7 protein-coding genes are annotated in these 17,961 nt (G+C 69.4%); all 7 read left to right on the plus strand.

The window, feature by feature from the left end; all coding sequences use genetic code 11:
* The first annotated feature begins 8 nt into the window (after positions 1–8).
* The gene (gene pdxA, locus CDN36_RS15450; RefSeq protein ID WP_241013963.1) at positions 9–1,010 is read left to right on the plus strand and encodes a 4-hydroxythreonine-4-phosphate dehydrogenase PdxA; all 1,002 of its coding nucleotides are present in this window, start codon (positions 9–11) and stop codon (positions 1,008–1,010) included.
* Positions 1,011–1,271: 261 nt separating this feature from the next.
* Positions 1,272–1,721 (plus strand): hypothetical protein, encoded by a 450-nt coding sequence (locus CDN36_RS15455; RefSeq protein ID WP_287497198.1) that lies wholly within the window; start codon positions 1,272–1,274, stop codon positions 1,719–1,721.
* A gap of 361 nt (positions 1,722–2,082) precedes the next feature.
* Positions 2,083–2,850, plus strand: a complete 768-nt coding sequence (locus CDN36_RS15460; RefSeq protein ID WP_287497199.1) for an RNA polymerase sigma factor — start codon at positions 2,083–2,085, stop codon at positions 2,848–2,850.
* A gap of 246 nt (positions 2,851–3,096) precedes the next feature.
* The gene (locus tag CDN36_RS15465) at positions 3,097–3,828 is read left to right on the plus strand and encodes an STN domain-containing protein (protein WP_287497200.1); all 732 of its coding nucleotides are present in this window, start codon (positions 3,097–3,099) and stop codon (positions 3,826–3,828) included.
* The gene (locus CDN36_RS15470) at positions 3,825–4,391 is read left to right on the plus strand and encodes an RNA polymerase sigma factor (protein WP_150556234.1); all 567 of its coding nucleotides are present in this window, start codon (positions 3,825–3,827) and stop codon (positions 4,389–4,391) included. Before CDN36_RS15465 ends, CDN36_RS15470 begins: the two co-directional genes overlap by 4 nt.
* Positions 4,392–4,482: 91 nt before the next feature.
* Positions 4,483–5,523 carry a FecR family protein gene (locus tag CDN36_RS15475; RefSeq protein WP_150556233.1) on the plus strand — a complete coding sequence of 347 codons (1,041 nt, stop codon included), beginning with the start codon at positions 4,483–4,485 and terminating at the stop codon, positions 5,521–5,523.
* Between the two features lie 241 nt (positions 5,524–5,764).
* Positions 5,765–17,950, plus strand: coding sequence for a filamentous hemagglutinin family protein (locus CDN36_RS15480; RefSeq protein WP_502920373.1), 12,186 nt, complete (start codon positions 5,765–5,767; stop codon positions 17,948–17,950).
* Positions 17,951–17,961 lie beyond the last annotated feature (11 nt).

A 17,961-nucleotide genomic window follows, 5' to 3' on the forward strand; every position in this document is an offset into this window, starting at 1 on the left:
GATACGCCATGAATCAATACCTCCCTGTCATTGGCATCACGATGGGTGACGCGGCCGGCGTCGGCCCGGAAATCATCGTCAAGAGCCTGGCGCACGACAGCGTGTACGCGCAATGCCGTCCGGTCGTCATCGGCGACGCGCGCCGTCTCGAACGGGCGATCGCGATCGTCAAGGGCGCGCTCACGGTGCGTCGCATCGAGAAGATCGCCGACGCGACCTTCACGCCTGGCGTGATCGAGTGCATCGACCTGAACCTCATTCCGGAAGATCTGCCATTCGGCGAACTCTCGGCCGTGGCGGGCGACGCGGCGTATCAATACATCGCGGTCGCGGCAAAGCTGGCCGAGGCGGGCGAGATCGACGCGATCTGCACCGCACCGCTGAACAAGGAAGCCCTGCATGCGGGCGGCCACAAATTCCCCGGGCACACGGAAATGCTCGCGCACCTGACCGGTGTGGACGAAGTGTCGATGATGCTGGTCGCGCCGCAACTGCGCGTGATTCACGTGACGACCCATATCGGCATCATCGACGCGATCCGCAAGATCGAGCCAGGCCTGGTGCAGCGCACGATCGAGCGCGGTCATGCCACGCTCGTGAAGGCCGGCATCGCCAAGCCGCGCATCGCCGTTTGCGGCATCAACCCGCACGCTGGCGAAAACGGCCTGTTCGGCTACGGGGAAGAGGAAGAGAAGATCGTGCCGGCGGTAGAGCGATTGCGCGAGCGCGGCTGGGACATCGAGGGGCCGCTGCCTGCCGACACGCTGTTCTTCCGTGCCGGGCGCGGCGACTTCGATCTGGTCGTCGCCATGTATCACGATCAGGGCCATGGTCCGGTCAAGGTGCTGGGCCTCGAAGCGGGCGTGAACGTCACCGTCGGCCTGCAGGTCGTGCGCACGTCGGTCGATCATGGCACGGCGTTCGACATCGCCGGCAAGGGCATCGCCGACGAAGGCAGCATGCTCGAAGCGCTGCGCCAGGGCGCCGAGCTCGCAACGCGTCGCGGCTGAGAAGCGCCGGCCGCGCCAGCCACGCGAGAAAACGGCGCTGCCGACGCTCACCCAAGCGCCTCCGGGGTATCCCGCGAGGCGCTTTTCGTTTTCGTGAGGCGGCGAACACCGGCGTCGCACGGTCGCTCTTTTCGCCCCTCTGGGGATGTTCGGGACTCCATGGCGCAAAACGCTAAACTGTGCGCCCGAAAATTCGATTCACGCATCTGCGGATGCGCCCGGGGCGAGATGAAACCGAAGCGACATGAAACCGAAGCGAAAATGACTCGAAACCTGTCCACGAGAGCGCTGCTGTGCGTGTGTCTCGGCGCCGCGAGCGCCTGCGTCGCCGGCCCTGCCGCAGCCCAGTCCTACTTGCAGAGCGGGGAGCTCGACAGCATTCGGCAGTCCAACCAGAGCGCAGGGGACGGCGCTCCGGGCATTGCGCTCACGCCGCCGGCGCCTCGCCAAGAACGCCCGACTGGCGTTGGCGCACAATTCGGCCAGGGCATGGCGCAGGGTGAGCGCGACATGCTTCGTCAGCGCGAGATGTCCGCCGCCAGCAGCATGCAGATGCGCGAGCTGGCCGATCCGCAGCGCTCGCCGCCGGGACGTTTTCCCGGCGAGCCGGCCAATGCACAGGGCTCGATTTCGTTCGACGGGCAGGGCGCCACCGCGTGTCGCAAGGACCCGGTGTCCGGCCAGGTGCAATGCGGGGCGCTCGGACGCTAAGCGTGCACCCCGCTCCGCGTCAATCGCGCCGCAGCGCCGCTGCCTGACGCTTTCCACAGCGTCCAGGGGCGCTCGATGACGCGGACAGGAGGGACAGGAGGGGCAGGAGGGGCAGGAGGGGCAGGAGGGGCGTTTTCGCATTTTCGCGTTTTCGCCGTGCCGTTCCGGGCGCGCCCGTGACTCCGGCATCGCGTTACAAAAAATAGTGTGCGGATTTGCCCTTTGATATCCGTCATGTCATTGAGGTCTGCAATGGATGACAGACACAGGCGTTCATGGGTATCGGGGGCACACAATGTTCGCGCACGCGCGGTACGGGGAAGTCCGGGGAACTCCGGGCGACGGGGATGCTGACGTGGGGATGAGTACGGCACACGGCGTGCGCGGCGGCGCAGCAAAGGCGTGCGGGGCGTCGGAAGCCACGGAAGCACCGGATGGGTCGGAACCACCGGATGGGACGGAACCATCAGATGTCGACGGGGCGGCGCTGGAGAGTGCGGCCACGCAGGCGCTGCGCGAATGCCTGGCGTCGAACTACGACAGGCTGCTGCGCCGGCTGTCGCGGCGCATCGGTTGCGCCGACACGGCCAGCGACAGCCTGCACGAGGCGTGGGTGCGGCTCGGCAGCGCCACGTTGCCCGATGCCGTACACAGCGCCGAGACGTATGTGTTCCGGATGGCGTACAACCTTGCCGTCGATCAGATGCGCGGTCGTCGCATGTGGGCGTCGATCGCCGACGAGAACGAAGTGTTCGATGCGCTGCCCGATCGCGGCCCGGGGCCGGAGGCGGTCGCCGGCGCCCGGTCGGAGCTGGCCGCGCTGGCCCGGGCGCTGGAGGACATGTCGGGGTACCACCGGCGCGTGCTGATGGAGTTGCGCGTCGAGGATCTGACCCGCGAGGAGGTCGCCGCGCGTCACGGCCTGTCGGTGCGCAAGGTGGACACGCTGCTGCGCCAGACACTCGACTACTGCGCCACGCGCACCGGGCGCACCGCCAGCGGCGGGATCAGCGAGTCGCGCCGTCCCATCAGGCGCGGCATGGCCACAAGCGCTCCGAAGGCGGCGACGGCGCCGACGGCGCCTTCTGCCGCGCGCCGCCAACCGCCTGGCTCGCACGCCGACGCGTGACGAGCGGCAATGCCGCCGCACGAGGAAGTCCATGTCCGCGGCGGCCCGACGACTGCCAACGTGCCTGCCTGCGTGGCGACGCGCACGCGCACGCCCGTCGCCTCGCGGCGAGAAGCCGCTGGCGTATAGACGGGGCGCGCCCCGCAAGAATGTCGTTTGTCACTGAAAAGTCACAATATTCAACGACATTTCAGGCGAGACAGCGGCTCGACGCCCACCCGGTACCCCGACGATCGTTCCCTCGAGATGACAGGCAATCCGCCATCGGCCCGCGCGCTCGTGCTGGCAGGCCTCGTGTGCGGCTTGAGCCTGGCGGGCGCTCCCGGGATCGTCCGCGCACAGGCGCAGACGACTGCCACGCAGGCCGCGGCGGGCGCCGGCGACAGACGATTCACGTTCGATATCCCCGCGCAACCCCTCGACATGGCACTGGAATTGTTCTCCACCGTTTCCGGACGCTCGGCGCTGTTCAGCAGCGCGCTCGTTGCCGGGCGCACGGCCTCACCCGTCTCCGGCCAGTACACGGCGCTCGAGGCGTTGCGTCGTCTGGTGGACGGCACCGGTCTCGCGGTGGAGACGGCCAGTACCTCAGGCGTGTCGACGTTCGTGCTGGTGCCCGCGGCGCGGGACGCCACGCGCACGCCGTCCGACGAGCCCGACCCCGCCGTGCGGTTCGCCGACTACGATGCGCTCGTGCAAACGGAGGTCTGGCAGGCGATCTGCGCCGACACGCGCACGTCGGCGACGCGCTATCGCGCGCTGCTTCGCTTTCGTGTCGCGCCGGACGGCCGGGTGGTCGACGTCCGTGTGCTCTCCGAGACGAGCGAGACGCCGATGGCCCGCACGCTCGTCGACACGCTCTCGCGCGTGCGCGTGTCGCAGCCGCCGCTGCCCGACATGCCGCAGCCGTTCGCCATGCTGATCCTGCCGGCCTCGCGGGGCGGCCCGGCGTGCCGCACCGGGGCCCGTGCGTCATGACGGAAGAAGTCCGGCTGGCCCTCATGGCCTATCTGTCCACCCGCTATCTGGATCTGAAGCGGCATCTCGTGCGCTCGCTGCGCAGCCCGGAGCTGGCCGAAGACGCGCTGCACGACACATGGCTGCGGCTGACGCGCCTCGAGGACCAGGCCACGGTCCTCAATCCGCACGGGTTCCTCTTGCGCATGGCGACCAACATCGCCATCAACCACCTGCGCAGCAACAGCCAGCAGGCGAGCGCGAGCGAAATCGACGAGATTCTCGAGATGCCGGACGCCTCGCCCGGGCCGGAGCAGACGACCGGCGCGCGAGCGGACATGGCCGCCCTCGTGCGCGCCATCGAGCGTCTGCCGCAGCGCCGACGCGACGTGCTGCTGCTCGTGCGCTGGGAGGGCCTGTCGCAAAAGGAGGTGGCTGCCCGCCTCGGGGTAACTGTCAGCGTCGTGGAGCACGAGCTGCGGCGCGCGCAGGACTTCTGCGCCGAGCAGATGGCCCGCCGCGAGGGGCCTGCGCGGGCGGGCGGGCGCGGGCTCGCAAAAAAAGTTGGCGGAAACGCGCCATGAAAGATGTCATCTCGATGAAGACAAAAAATATTTCGGCGCCGCATGCGCAAAATGTGCGACGTCATCGACTTGCCAGTGCAGACACCGCGCCATGACCACACCGCAGGCAACCCGTGAGCGGACCGATCACGACGACGTGCTTCGCCAGGAAGCACGGATCTGGCTCGCCCGTCTGAGCGGTGGCGACGTGCGGCAGGTGGACCTGCACGCATTTCGCCGCTGGCAGGGGACGAGCGCGGCGCACGCCGAGGCGTTCGACGACGCCAAACGGCAATGGCATGCGATGCGGCCGGCCATCGGCGAGTGGCTGCGTGCGGACCCGGAGGCTGCGGCGCGCCATCGTCGTCTGGCGAGTCGGCCCCCGGCCGGCTCGCGCGCCGCCCGCGGCAATGGATTGGCCAGCCGGCGGGCGTTTCTCGGTGTGGGGCTGAGCGCAGCGGCGGTGGCGGGCGTGGCGGCGGTGTATCCGCCGCTGGGCCTGTGGCCATCCGTGGGCACATGGTCCGCCGATTACCGTACCGCGACCGGCGAGCAGCGCGATATCGCGCTGGCGTCGGCTGCGGGGCGCGTCGACGTCATGCTCAACACGCAGACGAGCGTGCGCCGACACACGCGCGACGGGCGCACCAACGGCCTCGATCTGCTTACGGGGGAAGTCGCCGTCGATCTGGCGTCCGCGCGCGAGCCCTTTGGCGTGAGCGCCGGGGTGGGGCGCAGTGTGGCGCGGGCAGGCCGCTTCGAAGTGCGCTATCTCGACGGCCGGGTGTGCGTGAGCTGCCTGGAGGGCACGGTGCGCGTCGTGCATCCGGCTGGGGAACGACGGCTCGCAGCGCGCGAGCAGACGGTCTATCGCGACGATGCGATCGGCGGCGTGACGGGCGTCGAACCGGCGGCCGTGTCGGCGTGGCGGCGCGGCGAACTGGTGTTTCGCCAGACGCCGCTGGCGAAGGTCATCGACGAGATCAACCGCTATCGTCCCGGGCGTGTCGTGCTGCTCGCCGAATCGCGCCGCGGCGAACCCGTGAGCGGACGTTTTTCCATCGCCATCCTGAACGAAGCGCTGCTGCAGATCGAGCGCTCGTTCGGCCTCACGTCACGCGCGTTGCCCGGCGGTGTGCTGATCCTGAGTTGAAGTCCCTGCGCTCGCGTCTGGCGCGGGGCGCAGCGGAATTGCGTTCGAGCGGCATCGAAAAAGTTGGGGGATTTCGTGCAGTGCGCGTGTCTTTAGGAGGACGCATCCACCACAGGCTGAATTCCAGATGAACTCACGCGGGCACCAGGGCGCAGCAACGAACCGACGACGCCATCCCCTCCGGACGCGCAGGCGCGTCACGGCCAGCTCTCCTATCCCTTCGTCCATCATCTCCCCGACCATGCGGGCCGTGGCCGTCTTTCTGGCCAGCAGCGGGTTGTGGAGCAGCGCCCACGCGCAACAAGCGTTCAGCAGTGCATGGTTCGCGGCGCGCGGCGCGGCGCAGACGACGGCCTCACAGACGGGACGCCTGCCGAACGGCATGCCGGTCACCGCGCTCATGGACCCCTCGGCGCAGCAGCAACAGGCCAATGCCCAACTGCAGCGCTCGATTGCGAATCTGGGCTCGGCGGCGCAGGGCATTGCCGCGATGCAGGCGGCGCAGGCGAGCGCGCGTGCGGCCGCGGCCAACAGCGATGCCACGATTCCGGATGGCCTCGCCGAAGGCGGTCTCAAGGTCGATACCAATAGCCTCACCAAGGGCTGGATCAACGCGCAGGCGCCCACGCAAAGCACCTCGAACGGCAAGACCAACGTCAACATCCAGCAGACGGCCGACAAGGCGATCCTGAACTGGGAGACGTTCAACGTCGGTCGCAACACGTCGGTGAACTTCGCGCAACAAAGCGATTGGGCGGTGCTCAACCGCGTGAACGATCCGCAGGCGCGGCCGAGCCGGATCCAGGGGCAGATTCACGGCGACGGCACCGTGCTGGTGCTCAACCGCAACGGCGTGATCTTCGGCGGCGCCAGTCAAGTCGATACGCGCAATCTGGTAGTTGCGGCGGCGAACATGAGCGACGCGCAGTTCAAGACCGGTGGGCTCTACGGCGCGAATGGAACGACGCCGAGCTTCACCGACGCGCTGGGCAAGGTCGAGGTGCAGGCCGGCGCGAGCATCACGACACGCACGCCCACGTCGGTGACGCAGGGCGGCGGCTACGTGCTGTTGCTCGGCAAGGACGTGAGCAACGCGGGGACGATCGTCACGCCGCAAGGGCAGGTCGCGCTCGCTGCCGGCGACAGCTTCGTGATCCGCAAGGGTGTGGGCACGGATGCGAACACATCGTCGACCACGCGCGGCAACGAAATCTCGCCGCAGCTCGTGGCAGACAGCACGGCAGGAAAAGTCGTCAACACGGGGCTGTTGATGGCGCCGGAGGGCGACATCACGTTGGCGGGCCGAGACGTGCAGCAACTCGGCGTGGCGGTGTCGACGACGACGGTCAATACGCGCGGCACGATCCACCTGCTCAACTCGGCAAGCGACACGCAAGGCAAGGTGACGCTCGGCAACGGCGCGCTCACCTCGGTCCTGATCAGCGACAACGGCGCCACGGCGCTCGACAGCCAGCGCTCGGCCATCATCAAGGACTCGGCGGCGCAGGACTTCATCCGTCGTCAGAGCCCCGTCGACCTGTTCGACAACCTGTCTCGTCTCGACGACCGCCGCGATCAGTCGCGCGTGGAAATCGTGAGCGGCGGCAACGTCGAATTCCAGGGCAACTCGCTGACGCTCGCCACGGGCGGCCAGCTCGCCGTGAGCGCGACGGGCCGCAGTTTCGTGGCGACCGGTGCGCAGCTCGACGTCTCGGGCGCGGTGGGCGTGTCACTGTCGATGGACAGCAACAACGTCAAGATCAACGTGCAGGGCAACGAGCAGCGCGACTCGCCCACCAACCGCGACCGGGCCGCGCTCAACAATGCCAACATCTGGATCGACCGGCGGCGCCTGCTGCACACGGCGGCCGGCGCCGGCGGCTACGACAAGGACCGCTACTACACGCCAGGCGGGCTGCTCGAGGTCGGCGGTTATCTGGACAACATCGGCCATCGCATCGGCGAATGGGCCGCGCAGGGCGGCACGGTGGCGTTCAGCGGCGGCAATGCCGTGACGCAGGCGGGGTCGACCATCAACGTGTCGGGCGGCTCGCTCGACGTGCAGACGGGCTATCTGAACCAGACGTGGCTGCGCGGTGCGGACGGCCAGATCTACAACGCCAACGCGGCGCCCGCGAATGTCGCGTACAGCGGCGTCTACACAGGCTTCGACGCCCTGCACCCGCGCTGGGGCACGAGCGCGACGGAGTCGTATGCGAGCCCGCTCATCGCGCCGCAACGCGTGCTGCAAAACGGCTACACCGTAGGCCGCGACGCAGGACGTCTCATCATCTCGACGCCCACCGCGTCGCTCGCCGGCGACGTGGTCGCCGCCACGTATCAGGGCCCGTCGCAGGTCAAGGCCGCCGACGCGACCCTGGCGGATGGCTACCTGCAAGCCCAGCAGGCGGCGGCTCGGGGCGCCGAGCTGATACTGGGCAGCTATCAGTCCGCTGCAAACTGGACGCCATCGCTCGGCGCGACGGGCGTTTTCTACAATCTGTCGCCTGTCGCCAGCACGATCGTCTTCACCGGCGATGCGCCGGCGGCCGAGGCCGCCGCGCGCGATGCGGGCACCACGCTCGCCCTCGACAGCCGCTACGTGAGCCTCTTCGGCGTGGGGGCCATTCGTGCGGCCGCGAGCGACTCGCTGCGCGTCGAAGGGGCGCTGAGCGTGACGCCGGGCGGCACGATCGCCTTGTATGCACCGCACGTGAGCGTGGCCGCTGGCCTCACTGCGCACGGCGGCACGATTGCGCTCGGCAACGTCGTCTCGCATGTGGGCGAGAGCGGCGTAAGCACCGAGATCGTGTTGCCGCCGGCGGCGGACCCGGGCGGCGCGGCCGGCACCGCCGCCGTGTCCGCCGCCGTGTCCGCCGCCGACGGCGTGCGTCTCGACACGACGGGCTTGTGGAGCAATCTGGCGCTCGACGGCAACGGCACGGCGGCGCTGCCCTTCGTCAATGGGGGCGATGTATCGGTCGTGAGCACGGGCGACGTCGGCATCGGCGCAGGCGCGCGCATCGACGTGTCCTCGGGCGCCGTGATGCGCGCCAACGGATCGGTGGATGGCGGCTCCGGCGGCGATGTCACGCTAGAGGCCGGGCACAGCGTGGGCAGCGTGCCCACGCAGGGGCGCCTGAGCTGGCTTGGCGACGTGCGCGGCTATGGCGTCAATGGCGGGGGCACACTGAGTCTTTCGACCGGAGGCGCGCTTGCCATCGGCCCGGCGCCGCAGGCGGATGCGGCGACGCCGTCTCAGGTCCGCGTGGATCCGGCGATCTTCCAGCGGGGGTTCTCGAACTATCGCGTGAACGGGCACGACGGGCTGGTCGTCGCCGAGAACACGGCGCTCGAGGTGATTATGCCGGTCCTGCGTGCGGATCCCGAACTCGCGGGGCGCGCGGCCACCGGCAGCGATCCGATGCGCGTGCTGAGCGTGTGGACGCCGCCGCAGTACACCGAGAACCCGCTCGGCGCCACGCTCGCCCGGCGTGCGGGCGCGAGCGCGGCGCTCAGCGCCGGTTACGACGGCTCGAACGGTCTCGCGCCGCTCACGATCGGTCGCGGCGCCACGATCACGGTGGACCCCGGGCAATCGATTCGCCTGAGCAGCGAAGGACAACTGACGATCGACGGCACGCTCAACGCCTGGGGCGGCAGCATTGCGCTGGCTGCGACGGGGCAGAGTGCCGGCATCGGCTACGCGAACGACCCGACGCGCGCGATCTGGATCGGCGACGATGCGCGGCTCGACGCCGCGGCGCGCGCCTACGTGGCCCACGACACGCTCGGCCGGGCCTACGGTATCGCGCCCGATGGCGGCAGCATCACCGTGAACCCCAGCGACGCGTATGTCGTGGTCCGCCCGGGGGCGGTGCTCGACGTGTCGGGCGCAGCGGCGCGCGTCGATCGTACCGCCGGCACGGCGGCGTCCGGCGCGCCGGACGGCGTGACGCTCGCGGGAGACGGCGGCAGCATCACGCTGCATTCGAACAACGGCTTTGCGCTCGAGGGCACGCTGCGGGCCGCGGCCGGCGCCGCCGGCGCGGGCGCCACGGGCGGCACGCTCGGCGTTTACTTCGACACCCGCACCTACACCGATTCGGCGAATCTGCCCACGCAGTTCGCGAACGTGCATGACATCACGCTCGTGCAGAATGCGCCGGCATCGGACGCATCGGTCAGCCCGCTGCAATACGGCAAGGCGGTCATCGGCGTGGACAAGCTGCGGGCGGGCGCCTTCGACAACCTGGTGCTCTCCACGCACGATCGCTTCGTTTTCCAGGGCGACCTCGATCTGTCGCTGGCGGGCAGCGTGAATCTCAAGGGCGGCTTGCTCACCGTGTCGGACCGGACGCCGGACGCGCAGGTCCGGATCGCGGCGCCATACATCCGTCTGGACGGCGGCTCGTGGGACGCGCCCACGCTGCTCGACAACGACACGTTCGTGCCGGGCGTCTACAGCCCGCGTGCGGGGCAGGCGTCGGCCGGCCACAGCGCACTCACGTTCTCGGGCAATCTCATCGACGTGGCGGGGCGCGTGGTCTCGGGCGCGTCGGCATGGGAGGGGGTCGGTAACATCGCCGGTACGTCCGTGCCTTCGACGTTCGTGGCGCAAGACGGCTTTGCCGACCTGTCGCTCGTGAGCGCCGGCGACATTCGTCTTGCCGGCGGCCTGAACGCGCAGGGCAACATCAACCTCACGGCCGCGCAGGTCTATCCGGTCTCGTCGGGCTACGCCGCGGTGATCGCGGGCGACCGGTACACGGGCATCGCGCCGGACAGCCGTCTGACGATCCGCGCGAACGGCGCGGGCACGCCGGACACCCCGTACTCGGTGTTCGGGCAGCTCATTCTGATGGGCGGCGCCATCGATCAGGGCGGCGTGGTGCGTGCGCCGCTCGGCGTGATTTCGCTCAATACCGTGGGCGGCAATCTGGGCACGGACTGGCAACAGGTGCTGTTGCTCGGCCAGAACGGCGTGCTCAACGCCGTGCAGACCGACCCCACGGTCATTCTGCGCAACGGCAGTCTGACGTCGGTGAGCGCGGCGGGACTCGAGATGCCCTACGGCGGCACGACCGACGGCGTGACTTACCGCGGTCTGAACGTCGGCGGCCGGTATGCGACGCAATACAACCTTGCCGACACCTTCGTGTCGCGCGGCGACACGAGCGGCGTGAAGTCCGGCGATACACGCGTGCTTGCGACGGGCGTGAACATCGGCGCCGCGCATCTCGTGGGCGAAGCCGGCGCCGTGATCGACCTGTCGGGCGGCGGCACGCTGCACGGTGAGGGGTTCGTCTCCGGGCGCGGCGGCTCCGTCAACGTGCTGGCCACGCCACTGGCCAACGCGAACCCGGCGGCCAACGCTTACAGCTCGGCCGGCAACCGGGTGTACGCGATCCTGCCGGGCTACAAGAGCCAATATGCGCCGGTGGTGCTCGACAACGGCGCGGGCGACCCCGCCGTCGGCCGGCAGATCACCATCGGCGACGGCGTGCCAGGGCTGCCCGCCGGCACCTATACGTTGATGCCGTCGAGCTTTGCGCTCATGCCCGGCGCGTATCGCGTGGAACTGGCCGGTACGGTCCCGCTGCGTGAAGGCGCCGCGTTAGCGGCCATGCCGACCGGCGACGGCTCGTGGACGGCCGCCGGCACGCAGCGCACGGCGGGCACGGGGCAGTACGACAACCAGCTCACGCGCCTGATCGTCACGCCCGGCGCGGCGGTGCGCAAGCTCTCGCAATTCAACGAGACGACGCTCAGCGAATTCCTGCTCTCGCAGGCAAAGCAGTTCGGCACGGTGCGCGCGCGTCTGCCCGAGGACGGCAAACTGCTCAACATCGCGTTCCAGCCCGCCACGACGGCCGGCCCCGCGCTCGACTTTGCCGGCACCGTGCGCTTCGGCGGCGTGCAGACACCCGAGGTGACGGGCGTGGACGGCGCGCTGTTCGTCACGGGCGGCGCGTCGCTCATCGAAGTGCGCACGCCGGGCGCGGCGCCAACGGCAGGCATGGTCTCGCTCGTCGATCGCGATCTGAACGCGTTTGCGGCACCCTCGCTCGGACTGGGCGGGTACTGGACGTATTTCGACGGACAGAGCTCGCTGGGCGACAGCGCACGCCTGTATTTCGGCAACGACGGGTTGCTGTACAACGGTGTGACGGTGCGCAGCGGCGCGGCGCTGCGCGCCGGACAGGTGTTCCTCGTCGGCAAGGCGGTCAACGTCGAGAGTGGTGCAAGCATCGACACGCGCGGCTTTGACGGGAACGTCATCGATTCGCGCTATGGCTATGTCTATGCCACGGGACTGGCCGCAGGGAAGTACCTCGCCGATCACCCGGGCCTGCTTGCCGTCGGCAATGGATGGCTCGAGTTCCTGCCATCGGACGGCTACGGTACGGTGAGCGTCGGCGACGGGGCGTCGTTGCTCACGCGGGGCACCATCGCCTTTGCGGCGCCCGGGGCGCTGTCACTCGGTGACGTCAATCTCGGCGCGCGCTATCTGACCGTGTCGCAGGACCAGATCAACATCGGCGAGCCGGCCGCCATGGCGAGCGCGCCGGCTGGCTGGAAGCTCACGCAGGATGCGCTCGACACCCTCCTGCGGCCCTCGGCTTCGTCGGGCGTTCCGGCGCTCGAGCGCCTGACGCTGACAGCCGGCGGCTCGTTCAACTTCTTCGGCACGACGACCCTCGACACGGGCGACTCCCCCGTGCAGATGGTGTTCAACTCGCCGGCGTTCTACGGACTGGGCAGCAGCACCGATGTCGTGCGCCTGTCGACGTCGCACTTCCTGTGGAACGGCGTCTCGACCGGCTCGGGCACGACGGACAGTCCGTTCGGCTCGCAAGCGCCCGCCGCAGTGCTCGCGGGCGGACCCGGCACCGGTACCGGCAAACTCGTCGTGGACGCGCGCACGATCGAGTTCGGCTACGACGAGCTGAGCCAGGCGCAACGCCAGAGCGCGCTCGATCGCCTGACGCTTGGATTCTCCGACGTGACGCTGCAAGCCTCCGAACGGGTCACGGCAAACCACCTCGGCACACTCACGGTAGGGGGCACGCAGGCGGCTGACGGCTCGCGCCGTGGCGGCGACCTGCACATCGTCGCGCCGCTCGTCACCGGCAAGGCCGGTTCGTCGATGCGCTACGACGCGGGCGGAACCATCTCGCTCACGGCGCCCGCAGGAGGAAGCCCGGCGCCCACGGCGGCTGTACAGGATCTCGGCGCGTCGCTGGCGTTCAGAGGGCGCAGTGTCGACGTGCAGACCGCCCTGGCCCTGCCGAGCGGCAAGCTCTCGATCGATGCGGACGGGGCGATCGTCATCGGCCCGCAGGCCAGTCTCGATCTCGCCGGCCGCGATACGGCCTTTTTCGACGTGACGCAGCCGAGCTGGGGCGGCAAGATCCAGCTCGCGAGCGCCAACGGCAACATCGCGCTGCAACGCGGCGCCGTCATCGACGTCTCGTCGCCGCATGCGGCAGCCGGCTCGCTCGGCCTCAGTGCACCGCAGGGACAGGTGAGCGTCGATGCGAGCGTACTCGGCATGGCAGAGCCCGGGCAGACCGGCGCTCAGTTCGCCCTGGACGTCGGCTCGTTGAGCGGCGAGGGCTTCGCCGCGCTCAACCAGTCGCTCAACGACGGCGGCTTCTTCGGCTCGCGTGCGTTCCGCTTGCGCCAGGGCGATCTCACCGTGGGCGACGGGGTACGGGCCGGCAACGTGAGCATTGCGACCGACAACGGCAGCCTCGCCGTCATCGGCACGATCGACGCGTCGGGCGCCACGCCGGGCGCCATCATCCTCTCGGCGCTGGGGGACCTCGCGCTCGGTCGCGGCGCCGTACTCGACACGCATGCCACCCGCCTCGTGACCGACAGTTACGGCGCGAGCATCGACGCGTCGAACCGCGGCCATGTTGCGCTCACGTCGAGCACCGGCACGGTGCGGCTCGGCGACGGAGTGCGCTTCGACATGCGTTCGCCGGACGGCGTGGCGCGCGGCCGGATCGACATCAACGCGCCGCGCGCGGACGAAACCAGCGGCGACATTCGCATCGATGCGTCGGCGCGGCCCGACATTGCCGGCGCGCGCAGCATCGCCGTGAACGGCTTCTGGAAGTACTCGCCGACCGACGCCAATGGCACCGTGACGCAGGACAATGGCGACGCCGCCGGCGCGCCCGTGGGCGGCGACGGCGTGGTCGGCCTCGCCCAGATCGACGCGCGCAGCCGCCAATTCATCGACAATGCGACGCGCAACGCCTCGCTGCAGTCGCGTCTTGCCGGGCTCGCCAGCTACGGCGACGCGTTTCACCTGCGGCCCGGCGTCGAGATCGCGAGCGCGGCGGATATCAACACCAAGGGCGACCTCGATTTGTCGGGCTACCGGTATGGCCCGGGCGCGGCGGCCGGCGTGCGCGGCGCGGGCGAGCCCGGTGTGCTCGTGCTGCGCGCAGGCGGCGACCTGAAGGTCAACGGCAGCATCACGGACGGCTTCGGGGCGCCGGTGGCCTCACCCGACGGCGCGGTGTACCAGACGGTACTTTCGGCCGTCACGCTCACCGGACCGTACACGGTGGCGGCCGGCGGGCTCACGCTCGGGGTGGGAAGCAAGCTGCCGGCGACCGGCACGCTCAATTTCAGCCTGGATCTGGCCGCGAACACACCGCTTTACCTGTCGGACACGAGCCGATTGCCCATCGACGTGGTGCTCGGGGGGAATATGAACTCGAACCGGATCAAGGCCAACGTGGTCACCACGGCCGATATCATTCTCCCCGAAGGCTATCGGCTCAAGAACGGTACGACCGTCGGCCCCGGCGGCTATCGGATCGCGGCCGGTACGAACACCTCGTCGCTGGTGGGCATCGTCGGCACGACGGCATCGAACATGCTGCTGCCGCCCGGCACGATCCTCAAGGCCGGCATGAACGCGATCCAGTTCTCGGACAGCGGGCCGTACATCATGCGACTCGCCGAGATGCAGTGGCCTGCCAACACGTCGGTCGCGCCCATCAAGAACTACGCCCTCGCGAATCCGCTCGATCTCCCGCAGGGCGCGATTCTGCCTGGCGGCATGTATGTTTCGACCGCGCAGGCGCAGGTGGGAGAACGGCCGATCTGGGCGATTGCACCAATGCTCGAGCCGGGCGTGCAATCGTGGTCGATGCGGCTCGTTGGGGGCAGCGATCTTGCCAGCCCCGATTCGCGCGCCGTGCACGGCGCGGCCCAGGGCGGCGACATCGTGCTCAACGATCCGTTTACCGTGAACGTGCAGGGCAAGGGCCTCGGCACCCCGGCGGCCGGCATCAGCGTCGTGCGCACCGGTACCGGGGACCTCGAGCTGTATGCGGGCGGTGACTACCAGCAGCTCTCGCCGTTCGGCGTGTACACGGCGGGCACCCCGGTGGCGGGCACCGGCGCCGGCACGGCATGGAATGCGCCGCGCGCTCTGGCGCCGGATGGCACGTATCTGGGCAGCGGCACGCCGGCGCGCGCGGGCTACGAGGCGACGCTCAACGCCCAGCGCATGTGGTACACGCAGGACGGCGGCGACTTCACGCTCTCGGCCGGCGGCAACATTCTCGGCTGGCAGGAGCCCAACAGCGAAATGGTCGGCAACTGGGTGCTGCGCCAGGGCGGCGCGGCGTTGAACCAGCCGACGGCATGGGGCGTGAACTTCGGCACCTATGCGCTCGACGGCAACATCTATACCGCGACGTTGGGCCTCTCGGCGTTCTCGGGCATGGGCGCGCTCGGCGGCGGCAACGTCAACGTGCGCGCGGGCGGCAATATCGGCGTGGACGACGCGACGGCCAGCCGCAACGTGGTCGTGGCGGTCGGCGGGTCCGGCCGCGTGACCGATGCCGGCATCGTGCAGACGGGCGGCGGCTCGCTCAATGTCTCGGCCGGCGGGAACGTCTTCGGCGGCCTCTACGCCGATATTCGCGGTGACACGAAGGTCTCGGCCGACGGCAATATCGGCGCGATGCTGCTGCGTGACTACGGCGTCGCCCTGCAATCGGACCCGCGCGGTCTGGACAGCCACACGCCGTATTCCGCGCTGAGCCGCAATGGCGCGGATGTCGCACCCGGCGACGGCAACGTCGTCCTGCAGGCGCTGGGCGACGTGGTGATGGGCAAGGTCGTCGACCCCGGGCGCGCCGAGGAGCGCGTACAGACGCAGGCCACGCTCGCCGGGGTGAGCACGAACGCGGCAAGCTGGTTCACGCTGTGGCGCGACGACACCGCGATCCGGCTGTTCGCGGCCGGAGGCAGCGCGTCGCCGCTGGGCAACGTGACGTCCAACTTCGGCATCACGACGTATCTGCCGCCGATACTCGACGTGACGGCCGCCGGCGGCAGCATCTACTTCGCACCGCGGCAGTTTTACGACTACCTCATGCCGTCGCCGGACAGCCGTTTCCAGTTCCTTGCTCGCGACGCAATCTCCGGCGTGAACCGCAACAACGCGAGCGTGAGCGCGTTCCCGTTCGGCACGCTCGGCACCTCTTTGTCGTCTCTGGCGACGCCCGCTCAGCCCGGTTGGCAGACGGCGAACGCGTCGAACTACTGGGGCGGCGGAACCGATCACGACAGCAACACCTACGAGAACATCTACAACACCGATTACAACCCGGGCTATGGCGCCTACACGGGACTTGGCGGCGGACTCGCGATATTCGGTCCGAACACGCTCACCGACACGAGCGCAGACGGCAACGGCGCCCTGTCGCGCCTCTATGCGGTAAACGGCAGCGTCCAGAGTGCGCGCATCGGCGAGATCCGCACGTTCTACACGCCCTCCGGCTACGCCTCCCACTATCTGGCGTCGAAGCCGGTGCAGATCAAGGCGGGCGGCGACATCGTCAACACCAACGGCCTGATCAATCAGACGCGCGAATCCGACGTGTCGATGATGGCGGCCGCAGGCGATATCCTCTACGGCCCGTACAACAACACCGGCTTCACCATCGCCGGGCCGGGCACCTTCGAAGTGTCCGCCGGCGGCGACATCTACCTCGGCAACGTCGCGGGCTTTACCAGCCTCGGGCCGCTCGTGGCGGGCGACAAGCGACCCGGCGCGAACATCGTCGTGCAGGCGGGGCTGGGCGCCGGCGCGCCGGGCCAGGGGCAGACCGACGTGGCAGCGTTCGCGCGCCGCTATTTCGATCCGGCCAACCTCGCCGACCCGTCGCAGCCGCTCGCCGCACAGCCCGGCAAGGTGGCAAAGACCTATGAGGCGGAACTGCTCGACTGGCTTCGCACGCGGTTCGGGTACACGGGGCAGGGTGGCGCTGCCGCGCTCGCCTGGTTCCTGACGCTGCCGGCAGAACAGCAGCGCGTGATGGTGCGCGAGGCGTACTACGCGGAACTGCTGGCCTCAGGCCGCGAGTACAACGACGCGTCGGGCAAGCGCTCGGGCAGCTACCTGCGCGGGCGCGAGGCCATCGCCACGCTGTTCCCGCAAACCGATGCGAACGCACGGCCAATCGCCCGCAGCGGCGGCTTGACCCTGTTCCAGGGGGCAACGTCCAACGGCGGGATCCGCACCGTCTCCGGCGGCGACATCGAACTGCTCGTGCCTGCCGGACAGACCACGCTGGGCGTGGAAGGCGTGACGCCCTCCGCCGACCCGGCCACCGTGCCGGCCGGTCTGCTCACGCAGGGCGAGGGCGCGATTCGGATGTACAGCCTGGGCAGCATCCTGCTCGGCCTCTCGCGCGTGATGACGACCTTCGGCGGCGATATTCAGGGCTGGTCGGCCGAAGGCGACATCAACGCGGGCCGCGGCTCGAAGACCACCGTGCTCTACACGCCGCCCAGGCGCGTGTACGACGCGTGGGGCAACGTCACGCTCTCGCCGAACGTGCCGACCTCGGGCGCGGGGATCGCCACGCTCAATCCGATTCCCGAGGTCAGGCCCGGCGACGTCGACCTGGTGGCGCCGCTGGGCACCATCGACGCCGGCGAAGCGGGGATTCGCGTGTCGGGCAACGTCAACTTCGCGGCGTTGGCGGTGGTCAATGCGGCCAACGTGCAGGTGCAGGGCAAGTCGGTGGGACTGCCGCTCGTGGCGGCGGTCAACGTCGGTGCGCTGACCAACGCGAGTGCCACGGCAGCGCAGGCCGCCGCGGCCGCTCAGGACGCGATGGCGCGCGAGCGCGTCGCGCAGCGCCAGAACCAGCCGTCGATATTCACCGTGCGAATGCTCGGTACGGCGAGCGGGACGGGAGAGCGAGGTGCAGGCCCGGGCGGTGGGCAGGACGACGGCGGCGGCTCCGGGGCGGGCCCGCAGGCAAGCGCCTACGACCGGCGCAGCCGCGTGCAGATCGTGGGGCATGGCGCCGAGCTCAGCTCTCGCGCGATGTCGCTGCTCACGCCTGCGGAGCGTGCGGCGCTTCAGGCGGAGCGCTGAGCGGGTGATCG

The organism is Pandoraea sp. CB10b_02, from assembly GCF_002216225.1.
In the GTDB taxonomy this organism is placed as follows: Bacteria; Pseudomonadota; Gammaproteobacteria; order Burkholderiales; family Burkholderiaceae; genus Pandoraea; species Pandoraea nosoerga.

What these genes read in the sequence shown, in the direction of transcription:
- pdxA (WP_241013963.1), top strand. Translation starts at nt 9, where the DNA reads ATGAATCAATACCTCCCTGTCATTGGCATCACGATGGGTGACGCGGCC.
- CDN36_RS15455 (WP_287497198.1), top strand. Translation starts at nt 1,272, where the DNA reads ATGACTCGAAACCTGTCCACGAGAGCGCTGCTGTGCGTGTGTCTCGGC.
- CDN36_RS15460 (WP_287497199.1), top strand. Translation starts at nt 2,083, where the DNA reads ATGAGTACGGCACACGGCGTGCGCGGCGGCGCAGCAAAGGCGTGCGGG.
- CDN36_RS15465 (WP_287497200.1), top strand. Translation starts at nt 3,097, where the DNA reads ATGACAGGCAATCCGCCATCGGCCCGCGCGCTCGTGCTGGCAGGCCTC.
- CDN36_RS15470 (WP_150556234.1), top strand. Translation starts at nt 3,825, where the DNA reads ATGACGGAAGAAGTCCGGCTGGCCCTCATGGCCTATCTGTCCACCCGC.
- CDN36_RS15475 (WP_150556233.1), top strand. Translation starts at nt 4,483, where the DNA reads ATGACCACACCGCAGGCAACCCGTGAGCGGACCGATCACGACGACGTG.
- CDN36_RS15480 (WP_502920373.1), top strand. Translation starts at nt 5,765, where the DNA reads ATGCGGGCCGTGGCCGTCTTTCTGGCCAGCAGCGGGTTGTGGAGCAGC.